The 26867-nt window shown below is 68.6% G+C and carries 29 protein-coding genes; 12 read left to right on the top strand and 17 right to left on the bottom strand.

Annotated elements, in window-relative coordinates:
* Nucleotides 1–40 precede the first annotated feature (40 nt).
* Nucleotides 41–232: a hypothetical protein gene (locus RHCRD62_RS20470; RefSeq protein ID WP_050066567.1), complete on the bottom strand. Its 192-nt coding sequence runs from the start codon at nt 230–232 to the stop codon at nt 41–43.
* Between the two features lie 60 nt (nt 233–292).
* Here RHCRD62_RS20470 and RHCRD62_RS20465 point away from each other — a divergent pair, with 60 nt between their 5' ends.
* The 5 genes from RHCRD62_RS20465 to RHCRD62_RS20450 all read left to right on the top strand — a co-directional run bounded on the left by RHCRD62_RS20465 (nt 293) and on the right by RHCRD62_RS20450 (nt 5789).
* Nucleotides 293–2578: a helicase-associated domain-containing protein gene (locus tag RHCRD62_RS20465; protein ID WP_050066566.1), complete on the top strand. Its 2286-nt coding sequence runs from the start codon at nt 293–295 to the stop codon at nt 2576–2578.
* A gap of 139 nt (nt 2579–2717) precedes the next feature.
* Nucleotides 2718–2843: a hypothetical protein gene (locus tag RHCRD62_RS26655; RefSeq protein ID WP_283235417.1), complete on the top strand. Its 126-nt coding sequence runs from the start codon at nt 2718–2720 to the stop codon at nt 2841–2843.
* A gap of 10 nt (nt 2844–2853) precedes the next feature.
* Entirely contained in the window at nt 2854–3219 is a 366-nt protein-coding gene (locus RHCRD62_RS20460) for a hypothetical protein (protein WP_050066565.1), read from the top strand.
* A 204-nt stretch (nt 3220–3423) separates the two neighbouring features.
* Entirely contained in the window at nt 3424–5103 is a 1680-nt protein-coding gene (locus tag RHCRD62_RS20455; RefSeq protein ID WP_050066564.1) for a DNA repair helicase XPB, read from the top strand.
* A gap of 26 nt (nt 5104–5129) precedes the next feature.
* Nucleotides 5130–5789, top strand: a complete 660-nt coding sequence (locus RHCRD62_RS20450; protein WP_050066563.1) for a DUF3239 domain-containing protein — start codon at nt 5130–5132, stop codon at nt 5787–5789.
* On the opposite strand, the gene RHCRD62_RS20445 is transcribed toward RHCRD62_RS20450, so the two are convergent.
* The gene (locus tag RHCRD62_RS20445) at nt 5786–6349 is read right to left on the bottom strand and encodes a GNAT family N-acetyltransferase (protein ID WP_050066562.1); all 564 of its coding nucleotides are present in this window, start codon (nt 6347–6349) and stop codon (nt 5786–5788) included. The genes RHCRD62_RS20450 and RHCRD62_RS20445 overlap by 4 nt on opposite strands.
* On the bottom strand, nt 6349–7338 hold the full coding sequence (locus RHCRD62_RS20440) for an LLM class F420-dependent oxidoreductase (RefSeq protein WP_050066561.1): 990 nt from the start codon (nt 7336–7338) through the stop codon (nt 6349–6351). The genes RHCRD62_RS20445 and RHCRD62_RS20440 overlap by 1 nt, the downstream gene beginning before the upstream one ends.
* 242 nt (nt 7339–7580) lie before the next feature.
* Between RHCRD62_RS20440 and RHCRD62_RS20435 the strand changes: the two genes are divergently transcribed.
* A complete protein-coding gene (locus RHCRD62_RS20435; protein WP_050066560.1) occupies nt 7581–7892 on the top strand; it encodes a hypothetical protein in 312 nt (103 codons plus the stop codon).
* A gap of 19 nt (nt 7893–7911) precedes the next feature.
* Here RHCRD62_RS20435 and RHCRD62_RS20430 read toward each other — a convergent pair whose 3' ends face one another.
* From RHCRD62_RS20430 to RHCRD62_RS20390, 9 genes are all read right to left on the bottom strand, one after another.
* Nucleotides 7912–8571: a response regulator transcription factor gene (locus tag RHCRD62_RS20430; protein WP_050066559.1), complete on the bottom strand. Its 660-nt coding sequence runs from the start codon at nt 8569–8571 to the stop codon at nt 7912–7914.
* Nucleotides 8568–10223 (bottom strand): sensor histidine kinase, encoded by a 1656-nt coding sequence (locus RHCRD62_RS20425; RefSeq protein ID WP_050066558.1) that lies wholly within the window; start codon nt 10221–10223, stop codon nt 8568–8570. Before RHCRD62_RS20425 ends, RHCRD62_RS20430 begins: the two co-directional genes overlap by 4 nt.
* A 120-nt stretch (nt 10224–10343) precedes the next feature.
* Nucleotides 10344–11753, bottom strand: a complete 1410-nt coding sequence (locus tag RHCRD62_RS20420) for a CitMHS family transporter (protein WP_050066557.1) — start codon at nt 11751–11753, stop codon at nt 10344–10346.
* A 174-nt stretch (nt 11754–11927) separates the two neighbouring features.
* Nucleotides 11928–13178, bottom strand: coding sequence for an MFS transporter (locus tag RHCRD62_RS20415; protein ID WP_050066556.1), 1251 nt, complete (start codon nt 13176–13178; stop codon nt 11928–11930).
* Nucleotides 13175–14521 carry an LLM class flavin-dependent oxidoreductase gene (locus tag RHCRD62_RS20410; RefSeq protein WP_050066555.1) on the bottom strand — a complete coding sequence of 449 codons (1347 nt, stop codon included), beginning with the start codon at nt 14519–14521 and terminating at the stop codon, nt 13175–13177. Before RHCRD62_RS20410 ends, RHCRD62_RS20415 begins: the two co-directional genes overlap by 4 nt.
* A 41-nt stretch (nt 14522–14562) precedes the next feature.
* Complete coding sequence (locus tag RHCRD62_RS20405) at nt 14563–15438, bottom strand: ABC transporter permease (RefSeq protein ID WP_050066554.1); 876 nt, start codon at nt 15436–15438, stop codon at nt 14563–14565.
* A complete protein-coding gene (locus tag RHCRD62_RS20400; protein WP_050066553.1) occupies nt 15431–16267 on the bottom strand; it encodes an ABC transporter ATP-binding protein in 837 nt (278 codons plus the stop codon). Before RHCRD62_RS20400 ends, RHCRD62_RS20405 begins: the two co-directional genes overlap by 8 nt.
* Entirely contained in the window at nt 16264–16464 is a 201-nt protein-coding gene (locus tag RHCRD62_RS20395) for a hypothetical protein (RefSeq protein WP_050066552.1), read from the bottom strand. Before RHCRD62_RS20395 ends, RHCRD62_RS20400 begins: the two co-directional genes overlap by 4 nt.
* Nucleotides 16461–17531, bottom strand: a complete 1071-nt coding sequence (locus RHCRD62_RS20390) for an ABC transporter substrate-binding protein (RefSeq protein ID WP_050066551.1) — start codon at nt 17529–17531, stop codon at nt 16461–16463. Before RHCRD62_RS20390 ends, RHCRD62_RS20395 begins: the two co-directional genes overlap by 4 nt.
* A 266-nt stretch (nt 17532–17797) precedes the next feature.
* Here RHCRD62_RS20390 and RHCRD62_RS20385 point away from each other — a divergent pair, with 266 nt between their 5' ends.
* The gene (locus RHCRD62_RS20385; protein WP_157051006.1) at nt 17798–18718 is read left to right on the top strand and encodes a sigma-70 family RNA polymerase sigma factor; all 921 of its coding nucleotides are present in this window, start codon (nt 17798–17800) and stop codon (nt 18716–18718) included.
* Here RHCRD62_RS20385 and RHCRD62_RS20380 read toward each other — a convergent pair.
* Entirely contained in the window at nt 18693–19295 is a 603-nt protein-coding gene (locus RHCRD62_RS20380; protein WP_050066549.1) for a carboxymuconolactone decarboxylase family protein, read from the bottom strand. The two genes, RHCRD62_RS20385 and RHCRD62_RS20380, sit on opposite strands and share 26 nt — an antisense overlap.
* A 122-nt stretch (nt 19296–19417) precedes the next feature.
* On the opposite strand from RHCRD62_RS20380, the gene RHCRD62_RS20375 reads away from it, so the two are divergent.
* A complete protein-coding gene (locus tag RHCRD62_RS20375) occupies nt 19418–20602 on the top strand; it encodes a pyridoxal phosphate-dependent aminotransferase (protein ID WP_050066694.1) in 1185 nt (394 codons plus the stop codon).
* Nucleotides 20603–20609: 7 nt separating this feature from the next.
* Nucleotides 20610–21629, top strand: coding sequence for an AraC family transcriptional regulator (locus RHCRD62_RS20370; RefSeq protein WP_050066548.1), 1020 nt, complete (start codon nt 20610–20612; stop codon nt 21627–21629).
* 59 nt (nt 21630–21688) lie between these two features.
* Here the strand turns inward: RHCRD62_RS20370 and RHCRD62_RS20365 are convergent, their stop codons facing one another.
* On the bottom strand, nt 21689–22117 hold the full coding sequence (locus tag RHCRD62_RS20365) for a VOC family protein (protein ID WP_050066547.1): 429 nt from the start codon (nt 22115–22117) through the stop codon (nt 21689–21691).
* 104 nt (nt 22118–22221) lie between these two features.
* On the opposite strand from RHCRD62_RS20365, the gene RHCRD62_RS20360 reads away from it, so the two are divergent.
* Nucleotides 22222–22878, top strand: a complete 657-nt coding sequence (locus RHCRD62_RS20360; RefSeq protein ID WP_050066546.1) for a HEAT repeat domain-containing protein — start codon at nt 22222–22224, stop codon at nt 22876–22878.
* A 29-nt stretch (nt 22879–22907) separates the two neighbouring features.
* Nucleotides 22908–23927 carry a MerR family transcriptional regulator gene (locus tag RHCRD62_RS20355; protein WP_050066545.1) on the top strand — a complete coding sequence of 340 codons (1020 nt, stop codon included), beginning with the start codon at nt 22908–22910 and terminating at the stop codon, nt 23925–23927.
* Here the strand turns inward: RHCRD62_RS20355 and RHCRD62_RS26110 are convergent.
* Nucleotides 23915–24058 carry a hypothetical protein gene (locus RHCRD62_RS26110; protein ID WP_171018798.1) on the bottom strand — a complete coding sequence of 48 codons (144 nt, stop codon included), beginning with the start codon at nt 24056–24058 and terminating at the stop codon, nt 23915–23917. The two genes, RHCRD62_RS20355 and RHCRD62_RS26110, sit on opposite strands and share 13 nt — an antisense overlap.
* Before the next feature lie 130 nt (nt 24059–24188).
* Between RHCRD62_RS26110 and RHCRD62_RS20350 the strand changes: the two genes are divergently transcribed.
* Nucleotides 24189–24824, top strand: a complete 636-nt coding sequence (locus tag RHCRD62_RS20350) for an alpha-ketoglutarate-dependent dioxygenase AlkB family protein (RefSeq protein WP_050066544.1) — start codon at nt 24189–24191, stop codon at nt 24822–24824.
* Here RHCRD62_RS20350 and RHCRD62_RS20345 read toward each other — a convergent pair.
* Both RHCRD62_RS20345 and RHCRD62_RS20340 read right to left on the bottom strand, forming a co-directional pair.
* The gene (locus tag RHCRD62_RS20345; protein ID WP_050066543.1) at nt 24790–25887 is read right to left on the bottom strand and encodes a 3-deoxy-7-phosphoheptulonate synthase; all 1098 of its coding nucleotides are present in this window, start codon (nt 25885–25887) and stop codon (nt 24790–24792) included. The two genes, RHCRD62_RS20350 and RHCRD62_RS20345, sit on opposite strands and share 35 nt — an antisense overlap.
* A gap of 95 nt (nt 25888–25982) precedes the next feature.
* Nucleotides 25983–26720 (bottom strand): DUF6301 family protein, encoded by a 738-nt coding sequence (locus tag RHCRD62_RS20340; protein WP_253277406.1) that lies wholly within the window; start codon nt 26718–26720, stop codon nt 25983–25985.
* Between the last annotated feature and the right edge of the window lie 147 nt (nt 26721–26867).

The raw sequence follows: 26867 nt of genomic DNA, 5'->3' as shown, positions 1-26867 counted from the left end.
CGGGTCCGGCCAGTCGGCCGGCTGCTCGGCAGCCTACGGCTCAGCGGTTCACGACGGTGACGGGATGGGTGTACGGAAGCTCCGACACCGGCAGAGGGAACTCCATCTCCTCGCCGAACGGGGACAGCCCGCCGGACCGGGTCGACGAGAGCTCGGTGACGGCGTGGTCACCCTCCTTGATGTGCGAGGGCCAGCCGGGATCAACGTAGGACTTGCTCGAATTGTTAGCCACGAGGCCATTTTGACACCGACGCGTCATCGGGTACAGCCCAGGTCTCTAATCTGATAAGCGATGACCAACATCGATCCCGCCGCCACCCCGGAACAATTGGCGACCTGGCTCGGCGAACGCAGCGACGCCGAGCTCGCCGAGCTGCTTCGACTCCGCCCCGACCTGGCGGTACCACCGCCGGCGAACCTGTCGGTGCTGGCGTCGCGCGCAGAGCAGCGGGCGTCGGTCCTGCGGGTCGCGGACAACCTGAGCGTGCTCGAACTCACGCTCGTCGGTCTGCTGGCCCGCGAAGGGGCAATCGACACCGGTGTCTCCCGGGAACGGCTGGGCGAACTGGTCGCGGGCCGCGCTCCCGCACGATCCGTCGACCGCGCGCTGACCGTGCTGCGGGATCGAGCGCTCGTGTGGGGCAGCGGGCTGCTGCGGGTGACGCCTGCGGCCCGGGAGGCCGTCGGTTGGCGGGTGGACCCGGCGACCACGACGCTGACGGCCGAGCAGATCACCGAGGCACTCGCCGCGCTCACCCCGGACGAACGACGACTTCTCGAAACCCTCGCGACCAGCTCCCCCATCGGCAGGACGCGGGATGCCGCGCCGGACACGTCGCCGGATCGTCCGGTGCAGCGACTCCTCGCCTCCGGTCTGCTCGTCTGGCTCGACGCGCAGACCGTCGAGCTGCCGCACCAGGTCGGGCAGGTCCTGCGCGGCGAGACGGTCACCGACCCCGACACCCTCACCCCGCCCGCCGTTCGCGGGCGCAAGCGCACGGCGTCCGAGGTCAACGCTGCCGCCGCCGGTGAGGCACTGGAGTTGATCCGGCACTGCGAGGAGGTGCTCGCCGCGCTCGGTGAGCACCCCGCCCCGACGCTCAAGGCCGGTGGGCTCGGTGTCCGGGAGTCGCGGCGGCTCGCCAAGTCGGTCGGCGTCGACGACGGACGGATCGGTCTGATCCTCGAGCTCCTCGCGGGTGCGGGTCTGATCGCCAGTGGCGCCCCGGACCCGCTGCCCGCGTCGGATACCGGCGACGACTACTGGGCGCCGACTCTCGCGGCCGATGCGTGGCTGGACGGGAACACCGCGCACCGGTGGCAGGCGCTCGCCCAGTCCTGGCTCGATCTGCCGCGGCGGCCGTGGACGGTCGGCCTACGCGATCCGAACGACAAGCCGATCGCGGCCCTGTCCGAGGAGGTGCGGGCCTCCGGTGCGCCCCGGGACCGGCGGTTCGTCCTCGAACTGGTCGCCGAACTCGGAACCGGTGTGGCCGCAACCCCCGACGAGGTGGCGGCGCTGGTCGCGTGGCGCAGGCCCCGGTGGTCGATGCGGCTCGGCGTGGCCGCGATCGGCCACACGCTCGCCGAGGCGACCGCCGTCGGGCTCGTCGGGCGGGGCGCGGTGGCGTCACCCGGTCGCAGCCTGCTCCACGACGGACCGCCGGAGTCGGTTCTCGCGGACATGACGGCCGCGCTGCCGAAGCCGATCGACTACGTCCTGGTGCAGGCGGATCTGACGGTCGTCGCGCCGGGACCGCTGGTGCCGGAACTGTTGGCGCAGGTTCACCAGGTGGCGGACGTCGAGTCGGCGGGCGCGGCGACCGTGTACCGCGTCGGTGAGTCCAGTGTCCGCCGTGCCCTCGACGCCGGGCGCACCGCGGCCGAACTGCACGCCCTGTTCGCGACGCACTCGAAGACTCCGGTCCCGCAGGCGCTCACCTATCTGATCGACGACGTCGCACGCAGGCACGGCCGGTTGCGGGCGGGGGTGGCGCGGTCGTTCGTCCGCTGCGACGATCCGGCGACGCTCGCGGAGGTGTTGGCGTCGCCGGTCGCGGAGGAGTTGGCGTTGCGGGCGCTGGCTCCGACGGTCGCGGTGTCGCAAGCCGAGCTCGGCGACGTCCTCGAACGGCTGCGCCGCGTCGGTTTCGCACCCGCGGGCGAGGATTCGTCGGGTGCGATCGTGGACCTGCGACGTCCCGGTGCCCGAGTCGCGAAGCGCCGCGAGCGGCCGACCCGACGCGAGCCTGCGCCGCCGACCCCGGAGCAGTACGAGCAGCTGGTCCGGCAGTTGCGGGCCGGCGAGCGGGCCGCGGCGACCACCCAGCGCGGTGCCGGGGTCCGATCGGACGGCAGCCGTGCGGGCAGCGCGGCGACGATGGCGCTGCTGCAACTGGCGGTGAAGGTCAAGCGCAGTGTCCGGATCGGGTACGTCGACGCGCAGGGCGTCGCATCGGTGCGGATCGTCGACCCCGTCAGCGTCGGCGGCGGCCAGCTCGACGCGTTCGACCCTGCCGACGGCGCGATCCGGCGGTTCACGCTGCACCGGGTGACGTCGGTGGCGCTCGTCGAATGACCGCTACCGGACGTCGCGACCCCGGTGTTCGCGTCGCGTCCGTCACCGGAAAAACCACCCGTACCTGCGGGACTGGCTATTTCCAGGAAATGACGTATGGTCTGGGCCAGTGATTGCCTCTTCGAATTAAGGAGCGACAATGGCAGACAAGAATTCCCGCAAGATCATGAAAAAACCCGCCCAGACCCTGAAGGAAAGGCGCGCGGAAAAACGCGACCGCGCCACGGAGGCCGGCGAGTTCATCCGCAAACGCAAGCGTCACTAGCGAGGAAGTCGTGCAGTCCGACACGGCCGCAACGGCCTCCCTGGTACTCGAAACGCTGTACCGACAGTTCTCAGGGCACGCGGACGGCAGCGCCGCGCAGGGTCCCCGAGCACACGGGCGCAACGCGGCGCTGACCTCGGCGCGAATCTTCGTCCTCGACGAAAGCGCACTCGCGCCCCGCACCGAATCGAACAGAAATGAAGGCCCGTTCGTGAAAAGAACACTTCTGGCCCTTGACCGGATCAAGGACCGACTGGAAAACGAACTCGACGCAACCGCCGGGATCACTGAGCGCGAGGTCGGATACCGGGCCGGAATTTCCGAGGCGATCGTGCAGGTGATGGATATCCGGCAGGATTTCGCCTCCACCCGCTGAATTCTCGATCCGGAAATTTCCGGAACTCTCGAATAATCGGCACCTGCCGAGACGAGTGATTCGGATTTCCGCCTCCCCCACCCGGTTGGGTGCGGAATTCCGATGCTTCGCGACCCGGTCACGTCGCCTCCCTTGCAACAGGGTCAACCCCCTCCCTCGCCCATCCGTGGACAATGGAGTGGTTGTCATCGCTAGGAGGCGCACGTGACCGACGGACCGCTCATCGTCCAGTCCGACAAGACCCTGCTGCTCGAGGTCGACCACCCACGCGCGAACGAGGCCAGGCAGGCGATCGCACCGTTCGCGGAACTCGAACGCGCACCCGAGCACGTGCACACCTACCGCGTGACGCCGCTGGCATTGTGGAATGCGCGCGCCGCCGGTCACGACGCCGAGCAGGTCGTCGACGCGCTCGTCACCTTCTCGCGCTTCGCCGTGCCGCAGCCGCTGCTCGTCGACATCGTGGACACGATGGCCCGCTACGGGCGCCTGCAGCTGATGAAGAACCCGGCGCACGGTCTGGTGCTCGTGAGCCTGGACCGAGCCGTGCTCACCGAGGTGCGCAGACACAAGAAGATCGCCCCGATGCTGGGCGCGCAGGTCGACGACGACACCGTCGTGGTCCATCCGTCCGAGCGCGGCCACCTCAAGCAGATGCTGCTCAAGATCGGCTGGCCCGCCGAGGACCTCGCCGGATACGTCGACGGCGAGGCTCATCCGATCGAGCTGGACTACGAGGGACGCTTCCCCGGGTCGGCGGACGGCGGCTGGCATCTGCGGGACTACCAGGAGATGGCGGCCGACTCGTTCTGGGCGGGCGGTTCCGGTGTCGTGGTGCTGCCGTGTGGCGCGGGCAAGACGATGGTCGGTGCGGCCGCGATGGCGAAGGCGCAGGCCACGACCCTGATCCTGGTGACGAACACCGTCGCGGGCAGGCAGTGGAAGCGGGAGCTGATCGCCCGCACCTCGCTCACCGAGGACGAGATCGGCGAGTACTCGGGTGAGAAGAAGGAAATCCGTCCGGTCACCATCGCGACGTATCAGGTGATCACCCGCAAGACGAAGGGCGAGTACAAGCATCTCGAATTGTTCGACTCCCGCGACTGGGGCCTGGTGATCTACGACGAGGTGCACCTCCTGCCCGCGCCCGTCTTCCGGATGACCGCGGACCTGCAGTCCCGGCGTCGTCTCGGCCTGACCGCGACGCTGGTCCGGGAGGACGGCCGCGAGGGCGACGTGTTCTCGCTGATCGGACCGAAGCGGTACGACGCGCCGTGGAAGGACATCGAGGCGCAGGGCTGGATCGCGCCCGCCGACTGCATCGAGGTGCGGGTGACGCTCACCGACGCGGAGCGGATGGCGTACGCGACGGCGGAACCCGAGGAGCGGTACAAGCTGTGCTCAACCGCCCGCACGAAGAACGCCGTGGTCAAGTCGATCCTGGCGAAACACGAGGATTCGCAGACCCTGGTGATCGGCGCCTACATCGACCAACTCGACGAACTCGGCGAGGCGCTGAACGCACCGGTCATCAAGGGGTCGACGAAGACGAAGGAACGCGAGCAGTTGTTCGACGCGTTCCGGGTCGGCGAGATCAAGACGCTCGTGGTCAGCAAGGTCGCGAACTTCTCCATCGACCTCCCCGAGGCGTCGGTGGCGGTGCAGGTGTCGGGCACGTTCGGGTCCCGGCAGGAGGAGGCGCAGCGCCTCGGCCGGCTGCTGCGACCCAAGCACGACGGCGGGCAGGCGCACTTCTACTCGGTCGTCGCTCGCGACACCCTGGACTCCGAGTACGCGGCGCATCGGCAGCGGTTCCTGGCCGAGCAGGGCTACGCGTACCGCATCACCGATGCGGACGACCTTCTCGGCCCGGCGATCGGCTAGGACGAGGATCGGGTAGGAATAGGACCGTGCGTCGCTTCGAATTCCCCGTGGACTCCGCCCATGCCAAGTCGGTCAACGAGACGGTCGGTGACGTCCGTCGCCTGCGCTGGGCCGCTCTGATCACGGCGCTGCTGTTCGTCGCGCTCGCGGTGTGGCTGATCGTGCTCGCGCACCCGTGGTCGTACGCGCTGGGCGCGGTCGCGATCGTGGCGGCGGTGGGATCGGTGTGGATGGCCTTCTGGGCGCCTCGCAAGGTCGGTTCGGTGGAGGACCTGTACGCGAACGGCGAGCTGGTGCCCGCGATCGTGGCGGTGACGCGTCCGCGCGGCGCGACGCTGATGGCCTTGGTGAACACCGCGAAGCCGTCGGCCGACCGTCCGCACTACGCACTGGTGACCCGCACCATCCGTACCCTGCCAGGCCACGCGATGACGAACGTCGGCGAGCGGGTCCCGTCGATCTCGGTGCTGTCGGATCGTTCGACGAACTCGCAGGCCGACACGTGGGAGATGGTCAGCCCGATGCCGATCGCATGGGGAACCCGCGACCCGAAGGTGATCCGCCGCGCCATCGAGCAGATCCCGAACGCCGAGTGGAAGCTCCTGACGAAGTCGATCCCGCTGGTCGACGACGTGCCGCGCGCGAAGAATCAGCAGATCCCCGTCGACGCGAACGACATCCGCTAGTCGGGCCAGCCCACGGCGGGTTCGCGAGGATCGTCGGGAAGCAGTGCGGCGACCCACATGTCCCGCCGGGTTCCGCGTTGCAGACCCCCGGACCTCGCGGTCCCCTCGAATCGGAATCCGACGCGGCGGGCGACCTCGGCCGAGGCCGAGTTCCCGACGAACGCACGCCACTCGATCCGTTCGAGCGCGAGGGCGTCCACTCGGAAACCGAAGTCGCACACCAGGTTCAGGGCGCGTGTGATGATCCCTTCGCCGCGCGCCTCGGGTGCGAGCCAGAATCCCACCTCCGCCGCCGACGAGTCCCGGGCGCCGAGGCCGATCATCCCCAGGACTGCTCCGGCGGCGGTTCTCCGCACTGCCCAGGTCGGGCTGCGATCGGCCCAGCCAACGGGGACGACCTTGCGCACGAACGCCTCGGCGTCCGACCGCGTGTAGGGCACGGGCATGGTTGTCCACCGCCCGATCGCCGGGTCCGTACAGCACTTGGCGATCCGGTCGATGTCGGACGGTGTGGGAGCCGTCAGTACCAACCCGGTTCCGGCGAGGTCCGTGAGAAACATCAGTCCGCCAGGGCCGGGATGACCTCGCGCTCGAAGAGTTCGAGGCCGCTGGTGTCGTAGGCGGCCTCCGGAAAGTAGCAGATGCCGTAGGCGAGGCCACGCTCCTTCAGAGCGGAGAGGTTCGACACGATCTGTTCGGGCGTCCCGACGCCGGGCATCCCGCGGAAGGCGGCCATCGACGCCTCGGCGAGCTGCTCCCCCGCGTACCGCGCGATCCTGTCCTTGACGGCAGCGAGCCGGTCCTGCACCTCGGCCTCGGTGTCAGCAACGATCACGTTGTAGTTCGCGGAGCGGGTGATGGCGTCGAAGTCGGTGCCGACGGCCTGGCAGTGTTCGCGCAGGATCGCGGACTTGCCGCTGAAGCCGTCCAGGGTGCCGTCGAAGTTGGTGTACTGCGCGTACTTCGCGGCGATCCTCAGCGTGACCTTCTCGCCGCCGCCGGCGATCCACAGCGGGATGCCGCCGTCCTGCAGCGGCTTGGGCTGCACGATGGCGCCGTCGACCTGATAGTGCTTGCCGTCCAGGGTGGCGCTACCGGTGGTCCACGCCTGCCGCATGATCTGGACGCCCTCGTCGAGCCGTCCGAGTCGTTCACCCGCGGGTGGGAAGCCGTAACCGTATGCGCGCCATTCGTGTTCGTACCAGCCGCCGCCGATACCCATCTCGACGCGCCCGCCCGAGATGAGGTCCACGGTCGCCGCGACCTTTGCGAGATAGGCGGGGTTGCGGTAGCTCATGGCGGTGCACATCTGCCCCAACCGGATCGTCGAGGTGACCGCGCCCAGCGCGGACATCAACGACCACGCCTCGTGGGTGGCCTCCTCCGTGGGTGCGGGCACGGTGTGGAAGTGGTCGTACACCCACACCGACTCCCACGGCCCGGCCTCGGCGCGCAGCGTCAGCCACTTCATCACGTCCCACTGATCGGACGGATCGATGCCCGTCAGGTCGAGTCGCCAGCCCTGAGGAATGAACATCCCGAATCGCATGTCTCGAACCTAATCGCTGACGGCAGCCGGGGCACCCCGTGGCTCGGCGTCACCAGGCGGTCCGATCGAACGAGTTCCGCCGGATCTCGCGTTACCGGGCGCCAATTTATTCGAATTGTTCTACACAACAGAATATTCCGAATCCCGAAAGGTGAACGATTCGGATATGGGACCCTGTCCGCAGCGCCGACCGTGTCGAGGCGGCCGAACCACTTCACCTACCGTCCCAGGGGGGAATCACCATGTCGTCAGGAATCGGACGTCGGCTCGCGGGATGCGTCGCCGTTGCCGCAGCACTCGCCGGCAGTATGGCCGTCGGCACGGGCACCGCCGCAGCGCAGTATTTGATAGAACCGATCCCGATCTTCGGTTCACTCGACGCCGGATCGCAGATCCCGGACGGCGACATCGGGCTCGGCGAGGCGGCCGATGTCTACTTCATCTGGATTGCCTGCTACGGCGTCACAGGGTCGGTAGTGCTGACCAGCTCCGACATTCCAGACAGCGTGACCGAACGCTGCTCCGTCCGCCCCACTGGGCCTGGTTGGGGCTGACCTGGTCACCCGAGCCGGGTCACGCCACCGGCGTGTACTCCTGCTCGGGTCGGCCGGTCGCGCCGTACCGCAGCTGGACCCGCAGCCGCCCTTTGGCGACCAGCGCCGCGAGGTACCGCTGCGCGGTCGCCCGGGACACCCCGATCTCCGCGGCCACCTCGGCCGCGGACAGCGGCTGATCGGTTCCGGCGAGCAGGTCCACGATGCGGGTTCTGGTGACGGACTGCTGCGGGGTGGCGTCCTCGACTTTCGGCGCGGCCCGCAGCGACGCCAGGGCGCTGTCGATGCGTGACTGGTCCAGCGTTCGGTCGGCGACGATCCGCCGATAGTGCAGGTACGCGCCGAGCCGGCGGGCCAGTTCGGTGTCCGCGAAGGGTTTGACAAGGTACACCAGCGCCCCCGCGGTCATCGCGTCCCGGACCGCGACGCCTTCCGCGGCAGCACCCAGAATGAAGGCGTCACAACGTAGTTCGCGCACGAACTCGATTCCGGAGCCGTCGGGCAGATAGACGTCGACGAGCGCGAGATCGATGTCGTCGGAGGCGATAGCCTCGCGGGCCGCCGCAAGAGTCCCGGCGACGGCGACCGCCTCGAATCCCCCCATCGCGGAGACGATCCCGGCGTGCAGGTCCGCTACGCGGAAGTCGTCGTCGACGACGAGTACCCGAACTTGTGTCACGACTCCCCTCCACCCGGCTCGCACACTCCCGGCAACGTTGCCACGAACACCGCCCCTCCCGTGGGGTTCTCGGCGGTGCGCCGCCCGCCCGAGTCGCCGACGACGACGTCGCCACCGTGCTTGCGTGCCAGTTGCCTGGTCAGGGCCAGCCCGATACCCCGACCGCCGGGCCGGTCGCCGACGGGTTTGGTCGTCACGCCTTCCCGGAACACCTCCTCCGGGTCGACGGCGAGACCCGGTCCGGTGTCGCCGACGGTGGCGATCAGGGTGCCGTCGTGTTCGACGAGGTCGATCTCCACCTCTGCCGGTCGGGCCGGGCCGTCCGCCGCGGCGTCGACTGCATTGTCGACGAGGTTGCCGACCACGGTCGTCACGTCCACCGGATGCACCAGAGGTGAAGGTATCCAGGTGTTCTCGCCGAGCACCAGGGTGACGTCGCGTTCCCGGGCGTGCGCGGCCTTCGCGATCAGGAATGCACGCAGATTCGGGTCGGCGATGTCCTCGGCCCCGGCGAGTTCGTCCACCACACCGCCCGATCCGACGAGCGTTTCGAGGAACTCGGTGGCGGCCGCCGTGTCGCCGCGGGAGAGCAGGCCGTACAGCAGGTGCAGGCGGTTCCCGAACTCGTGTTGCTGCGCCCGCAGGACGGCCCCGATGGCCTGGACGGAGTCGAGTTCGCGAGTGAGGTTCTGCACGTCGGTACGGTCCCGCACCGACATCACCGTCCCCAGGTCGCGACCGTCACGAACGACGCGGCTCGCCATCGCCAGCACCACCCGATCTCCGGCCGCCGCGGCGATGGCCTCGTCATCGGGATTGTTCATCAATTCGAGAAGCCTTGGTGTCAAACCGATCTCGTCGATCCGCTCACCGACACCGCCGTGCAGGTCCAGCAGCCGGGAAGCATCGGCGTTGACGACGGTAACCATCCCGTCTGCGTCGACACCGACGATCCCCTCCCCCACCCCGTGCAGGACCGCCTCCTGTTCACGCACGAGCTGGGCGAGTTGTTCCGGTTCCAGCCCGAGGGTCAGCTTTTTCCATCGCGCCGCGAGCAAGGCCGAGCCCACGACGCCGGCACCGAGGGCGAGCGCGACCACCAACGCGGCCCAGCGGAGGTCGGACCAGAGTTCGGCGCCGACCTCCGCGGTCGAGATCCCGACGCTGACCTCTCCGACGACCACGTCGGAATCCGTCGCGATCACCGGCACTTTGGCCCGCACCGAGTCGCCGAGGGTGCCACGCTCGCGTACCACCACCTCGGCGCCGGAGAGCGCCGTCGGGTCGGTGCTGACCCGCAACCCCAGCCGATCCGGATCCGGATGAGCGAGCCGAAGGCCCTTCTCGTCGGTGACGACGACGAACAGTGCGCCGGTCGCGACACGCGTCGACTCCGCGGCCTGCTGGACCGCGGAGTCGGCAAGTTCCTCGTTCCCGGGTGCGACGACCCCGTCGTCGGCGGCGGCAAATCGCGTGACATCGGCTCGAACGTCGGCATCGGCGGCGACGGTCCGGGCGATCGCGAGCGCCCGCTGCCCGTGCTCGTCACCGACCCGGTTCTCGGTGGTGGTGGCGAAGAACCCGAATCCGACGCCGACAGCGACCGCGACCACGCCACTCTGCAGCAACAGGACCTGGGTCCGCAGCCTCATGATCGCTCCCGACGGGCCATGTCACCAGTGTGCACCGCGGTCCACCACCCGTGCGGTTCCCTGATGTCACATGTGGTCACTTCACGTACCCCGGTGTGACATCAGGGAATCAGCGCCGGATCAGCCGAGCGGTATCTGCCCGAGCAGGACGCCGACCACGAGCATCGCGATCGAGACGATCGACGCCCGCCACAGCACCTTCTTGTGGTGATCGGCGAGCGACACACCGGCGAGAGTGACGAGCAGCAGGATCGCGGGCACCAGCGGGCTCTGCATGTGCACCGGTTGCCCGGTGATCGACGCCCGCGCCATCTCGACCGGCTCGATGCCGTACGTCGCAGCGGTCTCCGTGAGCACCGGCAGCACCCCGAAGTAGAACGCGTCGTTCGTCATGAAGAACGTGAGCGGGATGCTGAGCAGACCGGTGATGACGGCGAGGAACGGGCCGAGGGCGTCGGGAATGATCCCGGTCAGCCACGTCGCCATCGCCTCGACCATCCCGGTGCCCTGGAACACGCCGGTCAGCACCGCGGCGGCGAAGACCATCGCGACGACGGAGACGATGCTCGACGAGTGCCGGGCGATGGCCTCCGACTGGTCGGCGACACGGGGGAAGTTCACGGCGAGGGCGATGCCCGCGGCGATCATGAACAGCACCGGGATCGGCACGACGTCCATGCCGAGGACGACGAGCAGTGCGACGGTGAGTGCCGCGTTGAACCAGAGCAGCCGAGGACGCAGGGTGTCCCGGGCGGGGTCGAGTCCGCCGGTCAGCTGACCGACCTCGCCGTGACCCGAGCCGCCACCGGTGCCGCCGTCACCCGCAGACCCGGCGCTTCCGGAGCTGGAGCCGGACCCGACGGTCCACCCGCGTGACCCGGCCGCAGCGAGCAGCGGCTCGGACGTGAGGACCAGCGACCCGATCCGGCGACGCTCCATGAGACCGAGGTGCACGGAGAACAGCAACACGATGACGAGTCCCGCGATCAGCGACGGGATCATCGGGACGAACACGTCGGAGGGCGACAGCCCGAGGGCGCTCGCGGCGCGCACGGTGGGCCCACCCCACGGGATGATGTTCATCGTGCCGTTCGCGAGGCCCGCAACGACGGTCAGGACCACGGGACTCACGCCGAGCTTCAGGTACAGCGGCAGCAACGCCGAGGTGGTGATGATGAACGTGGTCGAACCGTCGCCGTCCAGCGAGACGACCATGGCCAGGACCGCGGTGCCGACGACCAGCTTCGCGGGGTCGTTGCCCACCAGCTTCAGGATCACCTTCACCAGCGGGTCGAACAGTCCGACGTCGATCATGATCCCGAAGAAGATGATCGCGAAGAACAGCAGCGCCGCGGTCGGAGCGAGTGACTTGACGGCGTCGATGATCATGTCGCCGATCTCGGTACCCGCTCCCGCGAACAGTCCGAACGCCACCGGAACGAGGATCAGCCCCACAACCGGCGTGGCCCGCTTCGCCAGGATCAGGTACATGAATGTGGCGACCATGAGGAAGCCCAGTGCTACGAGCATCGTTGCCCACCTTCTCGTTTCGGGCCGTGGCTGCGACCTCGGCGGAGGCGGCGTCACGGTTTCGAGAAAGTGTGGGGCAGGCCACATGTGGGTTGCGCGGTTGCGTGCGATAGCCACCTTCTGCGCATTGTGCTCACCCCGCGGCTCCGTCGTCGTGACGCGGGGTGAGCTGTACTAGGCGTCGATGTCCACCGTCTGCGCCGCGGCGCGGTCACCGGAGGACTCGGGCACCACCGGTCGCGGCGGCCACGGCACGTACCGCGGAATGTAGCGGGCGAGCAGCCCGGCCCCGACCACTGACGAGCCGGCGAGCGCAAAGATGGCACCGCCCAACGGAATCGTGACGGTCAGCAGGCCGATCGCCAGCGGACCGACGAACATGCCACTGTCATGGGTGAGCCGCCAGGCCGCGAGGAACTCGGCGCGGGTCTGCGGCGGCGCGATGTCCGCACCGAGCGTCATGATGACGCCGTTACCGAATCCGTTGCCGACACCGAGCACCACCGCCGCGGCGGCGAACGCCGTCAGGGTGTCCGTCAGTGGGATGGCGGCGTACGCGACGCCGAGAAGGAGCAGCGACGGCACCGCGACGAACCTCCTGCCGAAGCGGTCCATCAGGCGGCCCGCCGGATACGAACACAGGAGGTCGACGGCCGAGCTCAACGCGAACACCAGGCTGACCTGAGTGGCGTCCAGGCCGATGTGGACGGCCCACAGCGGCAGCACGGCATCGCGGGAGGCCCGCGCGGCGCCCATCATCAGCGACCCCGCCCCGAGGGTGGACAGCAGGCGCCGATGCCGGGTCACGATCGTGGGCAGCGTCGCGTGAGAGTGCTTTGCACCCGACTCGGCGTCCGGTCGCGGAATGTCCGGCACCCGCGCCATCAGCCACCCGGAGACGAGGATCGCGACGAACTGGACGACGAATCCGCCGCGGGTGCCGAGTGCGGCGATGGTGCCCGCGCCGAGGAGCGGACCGACGAAGAAACCGAGGCGCCACATCGCCGCGAAGGCCGACATCGCCCGCGCCCGCGCGTGCAGCGGCACGGCCTCGGCGAGGTAGCTCTGGCGTGCCAGTCCCCACACTGCGTTGGCGAGACCGGTCATGACCGCGCCGACGGCGAGCATCCACGGCGTGGTGGACAGCAGTGCGACGAGGACGCCCGCCGCGCCGAGCAGGCTGCCTCCGATGATGGATCGACGCTCGCCGAACACGGCGACGAGCCGCCCGGCGGGTAGGTCGCCGAGGACCGCACCCAACCCGACGGCCGCGACGATCAGTCCCGAGACGGCCAGGGAGGCGCCCATGTCGTGCGCGACGAGCGCGATGACCGGGGCGCCCGCTCCCTGACCGATCCCGAAGATCGCGGCGGGTACGAAGACCGTGCCGACGAACGGGCGCAGCGGCGACGGGCTCCGCGTCATGCGCTCACGTCGCGGGCGAGCTCTTCCGTGAACCGGTTGCCCGGATCGCCGAGACCGTAGTGACCGCGCAGCCTGTCCGCGGTGTACTCGGTGCGGAACAGGCCCCGCTCCTGCAGGATCGGGACGACCCGGTCGACGAAGTCGTCGAGCCCGCCGGGCAGGTACGGCGGCATGATGTTGAATCCGTCCGCCGCGCCCTGCTCGAACCACGTCTGCAGTTCGTCGGCGATCTGTTCGGGAGTGCCCGCGAACGTTCGGTGGCCGCGGCCACCGCCGAGCAGGCCGATCAGTTCCCGCACCGTCCGCCCTTCCTCCGCGAGGTCCTTGACGAGCTGGTAGCGGCTCTTGTTGCCCTCGATCTGGTCGACCGGAGGCAGCGGCGGCAGCGGCGCGTCGAGGGAATGTTCGGTGAGGTCGACACCGAGCATCAGCGACAGCTGACGCAGTGAGTACTCGGGCGAGATGAGGTCGGTGAAGGATCGTTCCAGTTCCTCGGCCTCCTCCTTCGTGTCCGCGATGAACGGGACGATGCCGGGCAGCACCTTGACGTCGTCGGCGGACCGTCCGTGCGCGACGACGCGGGTCTTGAGGTCGCGGTAGAACTGCTGCCCCTCGGCGAGCGTGCGTTGCGCCGTGAACACCGCCTCGGCATGTGTTGCGGCGAATTCCTTGCCGCTCTCGGACGATCCGGCCTGCACCAGCAGCGGCCTGCCCTGCGCGGAGCGCGGGGCGTTCAGCGGCCCCTTCACCCGGAACCGCTCACCGGCGTGATCGATGGTGTGGACGCGGTCCGGGTCGGCGAAGACACCGGACTCCTCGTCGAGCACGACCGCGCCGTCCTCCCAGCTGTCCCACAGCGCGAGGGTGACGTCGACGAACTCCTCAGCCCGCTCGTACCGGCCGCGGTGGGCCGGGATGCCGTCGACGCCGAAGTTGGCGGCCTCGTCAGCGCCCGCCGAGGTGACGATGTTCCAGCCGGCGCGGCCCCCGCTGATGTGGTCGAGCGAGGTGAACTTGCGAGCCAGGTTGTACGGGTCGCTGTAGCTGGTCGACGCCGTCGCGATCAGGCCGACCTTCTCGGTCGCGACGGCGATCGCGGACAGCAGGGTGACGGGCTCGAACACGGCGAGGGCGTTGTGCTTGACCCGCGGCCCGACGGCGAGACCGTCGGCGAAGAACACCGAGTCGAGCTTGCCCCGTTCGGCGATCCGGCCGAGTTCCTGGAAGTGCGCGACGTCGAGGACCCGGTGCGCTTCGGTGCGGGGGTGACGCCAGGCCGCCTCGTGGTGACCGACTCCCATCAGGAAGGCGTTGAGGTGGAACTGTCGGGAATTCTGTGACATGAGAGGTGCTTTCGTGGTGGCGGAGCGAACGAGGGCCGGTGTCAGACGCGCCAGCGGGACAGTCGGCGTTCGATCAGGACGAGGATCGCGTTGATCGTGAGACCGAGGATCGAGATGGCGACGATGCCCGCGTACATGTCCGGGATCTGGAAGTTGAACTGGGAAGCGGTTATCAGATATCCGAGGCCGGCCTTCGCGCCGACCATCTCGGCAGCGATGAGCACCAGGATCGACGCCGCCGCGGACATGCGGACACCGGTGAAGATGGTGGGCACGGCGGCGGGCAGCACCACCTTCTGGAACAGCCGGATCGGCGAGAGTCCGAGCGACGACGCGGACTTGATGAGGAGCGGATCGACCGTGCGGACACCGGAGATCGTGTTCAGCAGGATCGGGAAGGTGCACGCGTAGATCACCAGCGCGATCTTCGACTGCTCGCCGATGCCGAGGATCAGGATGAAGACCGGCAGCAGAGCCAATGCGGCCGTGTTGCGGAACATTTCGAGGATCGGGTTGAGGAAGTCCGACACCGGCCGGTACCAGGCGATCGCGATGCCGAGGGGAATCGCGATGACCAGCGCCACCGAGAAGCCGATCACGGCGCGGGAGAGGCTGGCCGAGACGTGCGTCCACAGCTCGCCGCTCCGGGCGAGGTCGAGCAGGGCGCCGATCACCGTACTGAACGGCGGCAGGAACACCTCGTCGACCAAGCCCACACGGGGGGCGATCTCCCACAGCAGGAGGAAGGCGACGATCGCGACGAGTGGCTTGACGATCCTCCAGATCACCGGCCCGACGCTCGCGCCCACCCGTTTGACGGTGCCCGGATCACGCTGTGCGGGCGCCTTTTCCGGAAGGACCTCGGGAGTGGGCGCGGACTCGGCAGGTGCCTCCGGTGCGGCCAGTGCGCTAGACATTGACCGACTCCTTCTCGATCACCTGTGCGCGCTCGACCTCGCCGTGCAGCAGTGTCCAGATCCGGTGCCGATACTGACGGAACTGCTCCGACGAGCGCACGTCCTCGCCGCTGCGGTCGATGTCGATGTCCACGAACGTCTTGACCCGGCCGGGCCTCGACGTCAGGACGGCGACCCGCTGCCCCAGGTAGATCGCCTCGTCGATCCCGTGCGTGATGAACAGGATCGTCTTACCCGTCGCCTTCCAGATCCGAAGAAGCTCGTCCTGCAACGACTCCCGGGTCTGCGCGTCGAGGGCAGCGAAGGGCTCGTCCATCAGCAGTACCTCGGGATCGAAGGCGAGGCTGCGGGCGATCGCCACCCGCTGCTTCATTCCGCCGGACAGCTCGTGCGGGTAACGGTCGCCGAAGCCGTCCAACCCCACCAGTTCGAGGTAGTGCTCGGCGATCTCGTGGCGTTCCTTCGCCGGCAGCCCCTTCGCCTCCAACCCGAACTCGATGTTGTGGCGTGCCGTGCGCCACGGGAGCAGCGCGTACTGCTGGAAGACGATCCCCCGATCGAGGCCGGGTCCGGTGACGGGCTTGCCGTCGAGCAGGATCCGACCCGACGTCGGTTCGCTCAGACCGCCGAGAAGGTCGAGCAGCGTGGACTTTCCGCAGCCGCTCGGTCCGACGAGGACGAGGAATTCGCCGTCCGCGACGTCGATGTCGATGTCGTCGATCGCGGTGAAGGTGTCCTTCGTCCCGCGCACGTCGAACTGTTTGGTGACGTTCTCCAGGCGGAGTTTCGGAGTGCGAACCCGGTCGGGGTTCACGGCAGTGGTGCTCATTTCAGTCCTTCCGGCGCTTCATCGGTCGGCCCGCTCCGGGATGGGGACGCGCCTGAGGTGTTCGGGGTGAACTCGATCGCGTAGTGGTCGATTGCGGTCAGTCCCGGCAGCGCGGCGGTCGCGGTGAGCGCGTACACGCCGTTCCGCCAGATCCACGATCCGACGCGGGACGCTGTTGGTCCTGCCTGCGTGGTCATTTCGCCGCCAGGGCCTGGCCGTCCGGGCCACTGTCGACGGGGTAGGTGCCGTTGAAGTAGGGGTTGAACTCGTTGGTGTAGACGTCGCCGGTCGTCAACGCGCCGTCCTCGAGTTCGCCGTTGCGCACCAGCCAGTCGATCCAGAGCTGGATCTCCTGATCGGTGATCACGCCGCCCGGGCCGGCGACGCCCGGCGACTTCCAGTAGTCGGCGAGGTCGGTGGTCTCGCCGCGGCCGCGCTTGCCGATGATCTCCTTGTACTTGGCGATGACCTGGTCACGCGGGGTGGTCTGGGTCCATCGGATGGCGCGTGCCGTGCCCTGGACGAAGTCGGCGACGGCTTCCTTGTTGTCGGCGATGAAGTCGTCGCGCAGCAGGATGGTGCCGTAGGTGAAGCTGCCGAACAGGGACTCGTCGGTGAACAGGGGACGGATGCCGCCCCGCTCGACGGCCTTGTCGCGGAACACACTCCCGAGGGTGCCGACGTCGATCTGACCCTGACGCAGGGCCTGCTCGGTGTTGACGGGCGGAACCACGATCAGTTCGACCTGCTTGATCTCGTCCGGCGTCAGACCCTCCCTGGCCAGCCACTCACGGACCAGGAACTCGTGATGCGCGCCGAGCGTGTTCATGCCGACCTTCTTGCCGATCAGGTCACGGGCGGAGCGAATCGGGCTGTCCTCGAGCACGTAGTAGCCGTTGAACGTCTCCTTGTCCGAGCCGTAGTAGCCGATCACCGACGTGACCGGGGACTTCGCGGCCACGAGCTTGAGCACGGCGCCGTTGAAGGCCCCACCGAAATCGGTCTGCCCGGTCGCGGCGTTCTGGATCGCGGCCGGTCCGCTGGTGTTGTCCCCGACCCAGTTCAACTCGACCTTCTCGTAGTATCCGAGATCCTCGGCGAGCTCGGCGAACTGCACCTGGCCGGTGGTGCCCTCGTATCGGAGGACGGTCTTCCCGTCGGCCGTGGTGGTGGTCTCCGACGACGAGCAGGCAGTGGCGAGCCCGGTGAGGGTGAGCAGTGCGGTCGCAGCCGCGAGGGTCCGCGCAAGACGTGGACGAATCATGACGGTGTTCCTGATGTGTGAAGCCCGCAGGTCGCGGGGCGGGATCACGCACGGCGAAGAGCCGGATCCTCACCGGACCGGCGACGTTGGCGTGCGAAGGAAAGGGCTGTGCGTCAGGCAGACTCAGCTGCGACAGCTGCAACACTCGAACATGATTGCCTCCCCAGGCGGTGTGTCGTGGGGACGACCGTATGCCCGCACCCGACGGCGGTCACCGATTACTCGCAGTGCGATTTAATCTCGATGGCGCTCGTAGAATGGTGAGCGTGACCGAATCCGCCCTGGTCGACGCATTCGAGACCCACCGCAGGCATCTCGTGTCGGTGGGCTACCGCATGACCGGATCGGTCGCGGACGCGGAGGATGCCGTTCAGGAGTCGTGGCTGCGCCTGCAGGACGCCGACTCGGACGCGATCGTCGACCTGCGCGCCTGGCTGACGACGGTGGTGGGTCGACTGTGTGTCGACCACCTGCGCAGCGCGAGCGTTCGACGGGAAAGTTATGTCGGGCAGTGGCTTCCGGAGCCGGTGGTCACTCCCCTGACCGGGACGGCGACCGCGGATCCCCTCGACGTCGTCGTGCGGGACGAGGATGCCCGACTCGCGGCGATGGTCGTTCTCGATGCGCTCGGCCCGGATCAGCGAACGGCATTCGTCCTGCACGACGGATTCGGCGTCCCGTTCGACGTGATCGCAGGCGTACTCGACACCACTGTCGCGAACACCAGGCAGTTGGCGTCCCGAGCCAGGCGAACGGTCGCGGCGGCCGATGTTCCCGCCGACGACCCCGACCACGACATCGCAGTCGAGAGACTGGTCGTCGCGATGGCCAGCGGAAACCTGGACGCCGTGCTCGACGCACTGCACCCGAATGCGCTGGTGATCGGGGACGCCGGAGGAACCACGCGGACCGCGGTCAACGTGGTGCGCGGCGCGGACCGGTTCGCCCGCTTCTTCCTGGGCCTGATCGGCCGCTACGGTGCTGCGGCCCTTGCCGGCGCGGAACCCGTCCTGGTCAACGGCCGTCTCGGGTTCGTCCTACCCGGCTCGCCGGGCGACGCCACCCATCCGGGCTTCCCCGGCCGAGTACAGGGTTTCACGGTCCGCGACGGCAAGGTCTGGGCCGCTTACGATTTCGCGAACCAGTCGAAGCTGACCGGGATCAGGACGTCGCCTCCTCGGCGGTAGCCCCCGTCACCGAGTCCGCCCACGGCACCCGGCACGAGTCGGTGCTGAATCCCTGGTCGACGATCCCCAACGCCGAGTTCATCCGCGCCCGCTGGTTCTCGAGCGCGATCTGGAAGGACAGCTCGACGACACCGTCGTTGCCGAACCGGCGCTGCAGATCGGCGACCTGCTCGTCGGTGACGGCGGTCGGGGTGGCGGTCATCGCGTCGGCGTAGCGGATCGCGGCGCGGTCGTCGTCGCTGTACAGCGGAGAGGTCTCGAACTCCTCGATGTGCTGGAGACGGTCGACGTCCAGGTCGTCGAGGCGCATCAGCATGGCACCGAAGTCGACGCACCAGGAACAGCCGACCGTCCACGCGACGCGGTACACGGCGAGTTCGCGGACGGCGGCGGGGAGAACGGTCGACGCCTTCTCCGCGGCCAGTTCGCTCACGGCCGAGGCCAGGAACAGCTTGCGATGGTGCGCGACGACCGTGAACGGTTCCGGAACCGCGCCGAACTGGCGGGCCATGAAGCGGTAGGCGAACCGGACCAGTGGGCCTGCCTCGGAGGGAGCGAGAGGGGCAATGCGGGTCATGTCTACTCCTGCACTTCGCGTCGGGCGCCCGGAAAGGGCCTTCGACATGTGGACGAGACAGCTCGAGTAAACGTGACAGCGGGCGGCGCGGGCACCCGACACACGGCCGATAAGCTGTGACGATGCCCGCACCACACGTCCAGACGGTGACCCGCCTGCAGCCGTTCACCTCGACGATCTTCGCCGAGATGACGGCGCTCGCCGTCCGCACCGGGGCGATCAATCTCGGGCAGGGCTTCCCGGACACGGACGGTCCCGCGGCGATGCTGGAGGCCGCGCGGGAGGCAATCGCGGGCGGGCTCAACCAGTACCCGCCGGGCCCCGGAATGCCGGTACTGCGCGAGGCGATCGCGGCCGACCGGGCAGCGCGGTACGGGCAGCGGTTCGACCCCGACACCGAGGTGCTGGTGACGGTCGGCGCCACGGAGGCGATCAGCGCAACGCTCCTCGGTCTGGTCGAGCCGGGCCAGGAAGTGGTGCTGATCGAGCCGTACTACGACTCCTACGCGGCGTCGGTTGCCCTCGCGGGCGGCGTGCGGCGGACGGTGCCGCTGGTCGCGGACGGCACCGGTTACGCCCTCGACGTGGACGCCTTGCGGGCCGCTGTCGGTCCGCACACCCGGATGATCGTGGTGAACACACCCCACAATCCGACCGGGACCGTGCTCTCGGACGCGGAGTTGGCGGCGATCGCCGAGGTTGCGGTCGAGAACGACGTGCTGGTGCTCAGCGACGAGGTGTACGAGCACCTGCTGTTCGACGGACGCACCCACACTCCGCTCGGGATGCTGCCGGGGATGGCGGAGCGGACGGTGACGGTGTCGAGCGCGGCGAAGACGTTCGCCGTCACCGGCTGGAAGACGGGGTGGGCGTGCGGTCCTGCCGCACTGGTGGATGCGGTCCGCGCGGCGAAGCAGTTCATGTCGTTCGTCGCGGGCGGCCCGTTCCAGCCCGCCGTCGCGTACGGGCTGACGCACGAGATTCCGTGGGTGACCGCGCAACGGAAGGAACTGCAGCGCAAGCGCGACCTGCTGAGCAGCGCACTGTCCGAGGCGGGTTTCGGGGTACGGGAGAGCGCAGGAACGTATTTCGTCTGCGCGGACATCTCGCCGCTGACCACGTCGACGGATGCGCTGTCGTTCTGCCGTGAGCTGCCCGAGCGGATCGGGGTCGCGGCGGTGCCGGTGAGTGTGTTCGCCGACCACAAGGAGCCGTGGAACCAGTTGGTGCGCTTCGCCTTCTGCAAACGGGACGAGGTGCTCACCGAGGCAGCCGGGCGACTCCACGGGTTGGCGGGACGATGGTGATGCGGCGATGAGCGATCGCACCGTCCCCGCAGATTTCGTTCGCCGCGCCGCGATTCTGGCGGCTGGAGCCGGGTTCGACATGGCGGCACCCTTGTCGGCGGCGGGGATTCCGCTCTCGGTCCTCGACGAGGACGCGGGGCGCATCACACCCGAGCAGTTGACCCGCTTCACCCAGGCGGCGTGGCGCCTGACGGACGACGAACTGTTCGGCCTCGGTGCTGCCCCCGTTCGCCGCGGCACGTTCCGAGTGGTGTGTCTGACGATGATCCACTGTCCCGACCTCGGCAGCGCGCTCGGACGCATGGCGGACGTGATCCGCGTGGTGCCCGGATTGTCACCCCTCCGGCTCGAATTTGGCGAGAAGACAACACAACTGCACGTGGACATGCCGGACCGCGACGCCTCGGTTCCTCCGGAGATCGCGCTCGCCGCCGATCAACTGCTCACCGATTTCATCCTCATGCTGTTGCATCGGTTCGCGGCGTGGCTGGTGGGCCGACGCGTCAAGCTGGCCTCCGTTCGGCTGCCGCATCCCGAGCCGGACCCGAAACTCGCGCGCAGCTACGACGCCATCTTCGGGGTCCCCGTCAGCTTCGGCGCCGAACGCGCATCCATCGAGCTGGACAACACGATTCTGCGAGCACCGGTCATCCAGACCGAGGAGACACTCGAGGAATATCTGAGGGAGTCGCCGAATCTCCTGTTCTCGGAACGTGATTACGACAGCAGCGCGGCGGCGCAGGTTCGCAAGGTGCTCGAGCGCGGCGCTGCGGGACGCGTCGCGTCGGCGGAGGAGATCGCGGAGATGCTCTCCATCAGCGCGGCGCACCTGCGGCGGCTGCTGCGCAACGAGGGCACCTCCCTCAACCAGCTGCGCGAGGAGGTGCTGCGCGACGCGGCCATCTCGGGCCTGGCGCGGGGCGACTCGGTCGACGAACTGTCGGCGCGGCTGGGGTTCTCGGAGCCGAGCGCGTTCCGGCGCGCGTTCAAGCGCTGGACCGGAACGACGCCCGGCGCGTACCGCTGACGGCTGTGCCGTCGATTCCGTGCTGACGGCGGTGCCGTCGATCGTGAGCTGACCCTCCCTCAGGTGAGGCAGAACTCGTTGCCTTCGGGATCGGTCATGGTGATCCACCGGTACGGGCCCTGCTCGGCGTGGTGCAGCACCGATGCGCCGCGTTCGACCAGAGCATCGGAGACCGCCTGGCGGTCCTCGTCACCGACACGCACGTCGAGATGCATGCGGTTCTTGACGGTCTTGCCCTCGGGCACCAGTTGGAACAGCAGTCGGGGCCGTTCGGGATGTTCGGGGTCGTGCAGCGCCGCCCCGACCTTCCAGACCAGCACCCCGTCGTAGACCATGGTGTCCTCTTCGTTGGCGTGACCTGCCGCGAGGAGCCCCCGGATCATTTCCTCGTTGCTCGGCTCGACCTGCCAGCCGAGAGTCTGTGCCCACCACTTCGCCTGGTCGTGCGGCCGCTGAGAATCCACCGTCACCTGGAATTCGTAGCCCATGGTGGGACGGTACCTCCGGGCACCGACATCGTCAGGGTGCGCCAGCCACTTGACCTTGACACAGTGACAGGGCGTTCAGTGATCACCGAAGGAGGTGGTGACCCATGAACACCACAGCTCAGGATCGGTCCTATAGCCGCATCGCCGCCGCGTTGGCGGGCGCCGATTCGTCGAGTCGCCTACGGGCTGCCCTGGCCGCGGGCACGCAGCCCGATCCGCGTCTGGTCGAGACGCTGGTCGCGCGGTGTGCGGTCGAACCCGACTTCTTCGTCCGCGACATGCTCACCTGGGCGCTGTGCCGCCTCCCCGCGGACGTCACGGTTCCGCGGCTGCTCGCCGAGCTTCGGTCCGACGTTCCGCGGGCGCGCAGCCAGGCTCTGCACACCCTGTCGAAGATCGGGGACCGACAGACGTTCGCGTCGGTGACGACCCTGCTGCACGACGGGGACGACGAGGTCGCCCGGAGCGCCTGGCGGGCGGCGGTCGCACTCGTCCCGCCGGGCGGAGAGGGAGTCCTCGCCGCCGACCTGGCGACGGCACTCGGCCGCGGCGACCGGGACATGCGGCTGAGTCTGAGCCGCGCCCTCGCCGGGCTCGGAGAGCCGGTGGTGCCGGTGCTCGACGCCGCCGCAACCAGCAAGGATCCGTATGTCCGCGCACATGCGGAGGCCACGGCGCAGCTGTACCGGGACCCCGACAGCGGGTTCGACGACTCGCTGAAGGTGGCGACGCGCGTCGCCAACATCGGGCCCCGCGAATAGGGCACGGTGGTCGGGAGAGGAGGCGACGGATGTTGATTGGTGAGGTGGCGCAGCGCTCCGGCGTCAGCGCGCGGATGTTGCGCCACTACGACAGGTTGGGGCTGGTCACGCCGACCGGTCGCACCTCCGGCGGGTTCCGCGAGTACTCCCCCGAGGACATCCGTCGCCTCTTCCACGTCGAGTCACTGCGCACACTCGGCCTGTCGCTCGACGACGCCCGGCGGGCACTCGACGAGCCGGGTTTCGCCCCGTCCGACCTGGTGGGTGACCTGATCCGGCTGACGCGGCAGCGGATCGCCGCCGAGCAGGAACTGCTCACGAGACTCGAGCGGGTGGACGCGTCCGCCCCGGCGCAGTGGGGTGACGTGCTGCAGATCGTCACCCTGCTGCGCGGCCTCGAATCGGAGTTCGGGGCGCGGCGTCAGCAGGCGATCCTGTCGCAGGACGAGTCGGCGACCCTTCCCCCCGAGGCTCTGGCCGCGGCCGTGCTCGAGGAAAAGGACCTCAACGTCGCGGGCGCACTGCAGTGGTCGTTGGCGAGGGCGTCCGGGCAGGGCGTCGCGACGTTGGCCGCCGGCCTCGACTCCGCGGACGTCGCGGTCCGCCGACGCGCGGTCGCCGCGATCGCGTCGGTGCCGTCCGCCGAGGCGACGGCTGTTCTCCAGCGGGCACTGAGCGATCCGGACGACACGGTGCGAGACCGGGCCTCCCTCGCGCTCGGCGCACGCGGAAGCGTCGACGCGATCCCGCTACTGCTGGCGATGGTCGTCGACGGGCGACGCGACGTCGAGGCCGCCGAGGTGCTGGGACAGCTGACGCAGGTGTCGGCGTCCGCCGAGGACATCGTCTCCGCCTTGCAGAACGAGCTTGTCGGCACGGATGACGCGGCCGTGCGCCTGCGAATCACGCAGGCGCTGGCGGAGATTCCGGGCGACGCGCCGCGCGCAGCCCTGACCGTGCTGACCACCGATGGCGACAGGACGATCGCGGCGACGGCCGCGGCGATCCTGACCGTGCAGGACCGCCACCGTCGCGCTCAGAAAGGCTGACCGAACAGCACCGCGATCAGCTGCAACGGCATCGTGATGAACGACGCCCCCACGAACAGCGCCGATGCCACGGGATCGCCTGCCAGGTATCCCTCGCGCATCCACTCCAGTGCGTCTGTCGCTGAACCCATTGTCGTTCCTCCCCAGTCGAGTGTGATTCACCTGGACAGTCGTCCGCGACCCCCGTCCCGTTACGACCCGCCTGACGAACCCGAGACACTACCTACGAACACATGTTCGATTATCGGGTAGGATCACGGCATGGAGTTGGGCCTGCAGGCGTCGCTATTCGACGATCCAGCCGCCGGCACCCGGTTCACGCCGCTCACCGGGTCGGTGCGGCGACGGCGGCTGACCGCCGGGGCGTGGGTCGATGTCCTGCCGGGCTGGCTTACCGGCTCGGACGCCCTGTTCACCCGGCTCGCCGACGGCGCGGCATGGCGGGCGGAGCGCAGGCAGATGTACGACCGCGTCGTGGACGTGCCACGACTGGTCGCGTTCTACGACGAGGCAGCGACGCTCCCCGACCCGCTACTCGACGAGGCCCGAAACATGTTGAGCGAGCACTATTCTTCCGAACTCGGCGAACCGTTCGTCTCGGCAGGCCTGTGTCTGTACCGGGACGGCACCGACAGCGTCGCCTGGCACGGCGACACCATCGGCCGCAGCGCCACCGAGGACACGATGGTCGCGATCCTGTCGCTCGGTGCAGCACGGACTTTGGCGCTGCGACCCCGCGGAGGCGGCGGCGAGGTACTCAAGTTCGCCCTCGGCCACGGCGATCTCGTGGTGATGGGCGGATCCTGTCAGCGGACCTGGGAGCACGCCGTCCCGAAGACGACGCGCCCGACCGGCCCGCGGATCAGTGTGCAGTTCCGGACGCGCGGCGTGCGGTGACGACCGCCTCGGCCAGCCGGTCCAGCTGCGCGGCCGTGGTGCCCCAGTCGATGCAGGCGTCGGTGATGGACTGCCCGTAGGTCAGCTCGTCCGACTTGCCGAGGGTGAGGTCCTGACGACCCGCCTCGATGAAGCTCTCGAGCATGATGCCGACGACACCCTTCTCGCCGCCCGCGATCCGCTCGGCGATGTCGGTGACGACATCGACCTGACGCTCGTGGTTCTTCTGGCTGTTGCCGTGGCTGGCGTCGATGACGACCCGCTCCGGCAGGCCCGACTTGGCAAGGCGCGCAAGGGTGTCCGCAACGGACTCGCGGTCGTAGTTCGTGCCGGCGTTGTGGCCGCGAAGGATGACGTGGCAGTCGGGGTTGCCGACGGTGCGGATCAACGCGGAGTGCCCGTCGAGGTCGGTGCCGGGGAACACGTGGCTCGCACCGGCGGCACGGGTGCCGTCGACCGCGACCTGCACGTCACCCTCGGTGGAGTTCTTGATGCCGACGGGCATCGACAGTGCGCTGCACAGCTGGCGGTGCACCTGGCTCGCGGCGGTGCGGGCGCCGATCGAGCCGTAGCTGACGAGGTCCGCGATGTACTGCGGGGTGATCGGGTCGAGGAACTCGCAGCCGACGGGCAGACCCAGTTCGGTGATGTCGACGAGCAGCTTGCGGCCGATCCGCAGGCCGGTGTTGATGTCGAAGCTGCCGTCGAGGTGCGGATCGTTGATCAGACCCTTCCACCCCAGCGTCGTGCGCGGCTTCTCGAAGTACACGCGCATCACGACGTGCAGGTTGTCGCGGTGCTCCTCCGCCTTCGCGGCCAGCCGGCGCGCGTAGTCCATCGCGGCCTCGGTGTCGTGCACGGAGCACGGCCCGACAACGACCATCAGCCGATCGTCGCGACCGGTGAGGATGTCCACGGTGGCGCCGCGACCTGCGCGAACGGTGGCGGCGACGGCGTCCTCGGCGGGATGCTCGGCGCGGATCTCACGCGGCGCGGCCAGCGGAGAAATCGATATGGTCCGCTGATCGTCGAGATCGCGTGCGGTGTCGATCGTGAGAGACATTCGTCATCCTGTTCATCGGTGGCAATTCTTCGAAGGCCGACCCAGGAGACAAAACACATCCGCGAGCCGGTCTGTTCCGGCTCGGGGTGGAGAAGTCAGCGCGTGGTCACGCCGACCGACCCACCCGGGGCCGGCCTGCTAAACCAGAAATATGCGCGCTGCATGGCGGCCACTGTAGCAGGTGCCGAAAAGTAGCTGTGAATGGTCACCGTAGTTGGCGGATGGTCACCTAGTTGGCGGACGGTTCGCCCGAGCCGCACGTTCGGCAGATCCCAGCGAAGTTCCTTGCCGATGCCTGCGGTGAGGGTTGATTTCGGTACCGGATGCGATCTCGCCGACCTCGATCGCTTGTCCTCGTACTCCGGTTCGGGCTCATCCATCCATGCCTGATACCCCGGACTCGTCAGACGCAGGTGGATCGCGCTGGGGCTCATACTGAGTCGGACGACCACTTTGGGCAGGTCCCACCTGAGAGCGGCCGGTGGTCCGGGTTCGGCGCTCGGGGCTGTCCCCAGGAGTGCTGTCAATGCCACATCGAGGTTCGTGAACCCCTCGTCCAGCAGCGGACGCAGCACTGTCATAGGCGTAGCGTCATCTGCCAGATCCGAGACGAAGATCGAGATGGTGTCCATCGAACGGTTACGCCCGTACATGTTCGCCCTCGGCCGGCTGACAGGAAAGTCCGTCCGAATCGAGCCGCCACCTTCCCTGAGTTCGACGAGCTCCCATCCAGCTTGCGAACAGAAGGGTTCCAGGTCATCGACGACCCAGGTCCAATCGAATTCTGCTGCGAGGCGGTCGATCCGGGTGGCGCCCTCGATGTCGACGTGCACGCGTGGATGCTATCCGTGCACTCATCTGCCGCCTCGACGGCGTGCCGCCCCCGCTTTCCTGCTGGTCACAGACACAGCACACGACTGTGGCAGCAACCCTGGGTGGGCGGTACACACAGGTAGGCACGGACAGAGCGGCCGTCGCGA

The organism is Rhodococcus sp. RD6.2 (genome assembly GCF_001040705.1).
Taxonomy (GTDB): domain Bacteria; phylum Actinomycetota; class Actinomycetes; order Mycobacteriales; family Mycobacteriaceae; genus Rhodococcus_G.
The sequence above is the reverse complement of the archived record's forward strand: the minus strand, read 5'-3'. Positions and strand labels throughout refer to the sequence as shown.

Coding starts and splice junctions, on each gene's coding strand:
- RHCRD62_RS20390 (WP_050066551.1), bottom strand. CDS start 17,531: ATGATTCGTCCACGTCTTGCGCGGACCCTCGCGGCTGCGACCGCACTG.
- RHCRD62_RS20440 (WP_050066561.1), bottom strand. CDS start 7,338: ATGCGATTCGGGATGTTCATTCCTCAGGGCTGGCGACTCGACCTGACG.
- RHCRD62_RS20355 (WP_050066545.1), top strand. CDS start 22,908: ATGTTGATTGGTGAGGTGGCGCAGCGCTCCGGCGTCAGCGCGCGGATG.
- RHCRD62_RS20380 (WP_050066549.1), bottom strand. CDS start 19,295: ATGACCCGCATTGCCCCTCTCGCTCCCTCCGAGGCAGGCCCACTGGTC.
- RHCRD62_RS20405 (WP_050066554.1), bottom strand. CDS start 15,438: ATGTCTAGCGCACTGGCCGCACCGGAGGCACCTGCCGAGTCCGCGCCC.
- RHCRD62_RS20400 (WP_050066553.1), bottom strand. CDS start 16,267: ATGAGCACCACTGCCGTGAACCCCGACCGGGTTCGCACTCCGAAACTC.
- RHCRD62_RS20395 (WP_050066552.1), bottom strand. CDS start 16,464: ATGACCACGCAGGCAGGACCAACAGCGTCCCGCGTCGGATCGTGGATC.
- RHCRD62_RS20425 (WP_050066558.1), bottom strand. CDS start 10,223: ATGAGGCTGCGGACCCAGGTCCTGTTGCTGCAGAGTGGCGTGGTCGCG.
- RHCRD62_RS20345 (WP_050066543.1), bottom strand. CDS start 25,887: ATGTCTCTCACGATCGACACCGCACGCGATCTCGACGATCAGCGGACC.
- RHCRD62_RS20350 (WP_050066544.1), top strand. CDS start 24,189: ATGGAGTTGGGCCTGCAGGCGTCGCTATTCGACGATCCAGCCGCCGGC.
- RHCRD62_RS20465 (WP_050066566.1), top strand. CDS start 293: ATGACCAACATCGATCCCGCCGCCACCCCGGAACAATTGGCGACCTGG.
- RHCRD62_RS20410 (WP_050066555.1), bottom strand. CDS start 14,521: ATGTCACAGAATTCCCGACAGTTCCACCTCAACGCCTTCCTGATGGGA.
- RHCRD62_RS20415 (WP_050066556.1), bottom strand. CDS start 13,178: ATGACGCGGAGCCCGTCGCCGCTGCGCCCGTTCGTCGGCACGGTCTTC.
- RHCRD62_RS20445 (WP_050066562.1), bottom strand. CDS start 6,349: ATGTTTCTCACGGACCTCGCCGGAACCGGGTTGGTACTGACGGCTCCC.
- RHCRD62_RS26110 (WP_171018798.1), bottom strand. CDS start 24,058: ATGGGTTCAGCGACAGACGCACTGGAGTGGATGCGCGAGGGATACCTG.
- RHCRD62_RS20375 (WP_050066694.1), top strand. CDS start 19,418: ATGCCCGCACCACACGTCCAGACGGTGACCCGCCTGCAGCCGTTCACC.
- RHCRD62_RS20435 (WP_050066560.1), top strand. CDS start 7,581: ATGTCGTCAGGAATCGGACGTCGGCTCGCGGGATGCGTCGCCGTTGCC.
- RHCRD62_RS20365 (WP_050066547.1), bottom strand. CDS start 22,117: ATGGGCTACGAATTCCAGGTGACGGTGGATTCTCAGCGGCCGCACGAC.
- RHCRD62_RS20370 (WP_050066548.1), top strand. CDS start 20,610: ATGAGCGATCGCACCGTCCCCGCAGATTTCGTTCGCCGCGCCGCGATT.
- RHCRD62_RS20360 (WP_050066546.1), top strand. CDS start 22,222: ATGAACACCACAGCTCAGGATCGGTCCTATAGCCGCATCGCCGCCGCG.
- RHCRD62_RS20420 (WP_050066557.1), bottom strand. CDS start 11,753: ATGCTCGTAGCACTGGGCTTCCTCATGGTCGCCACATTCATGTACCTG.
- RHCRD62_RS26655 (WP_283235417.1), top strand. CDS start 2,718: ATGGCAGACAAGAATTCCCGCAAGATCATGAAAAAACCCGCCCAGACC.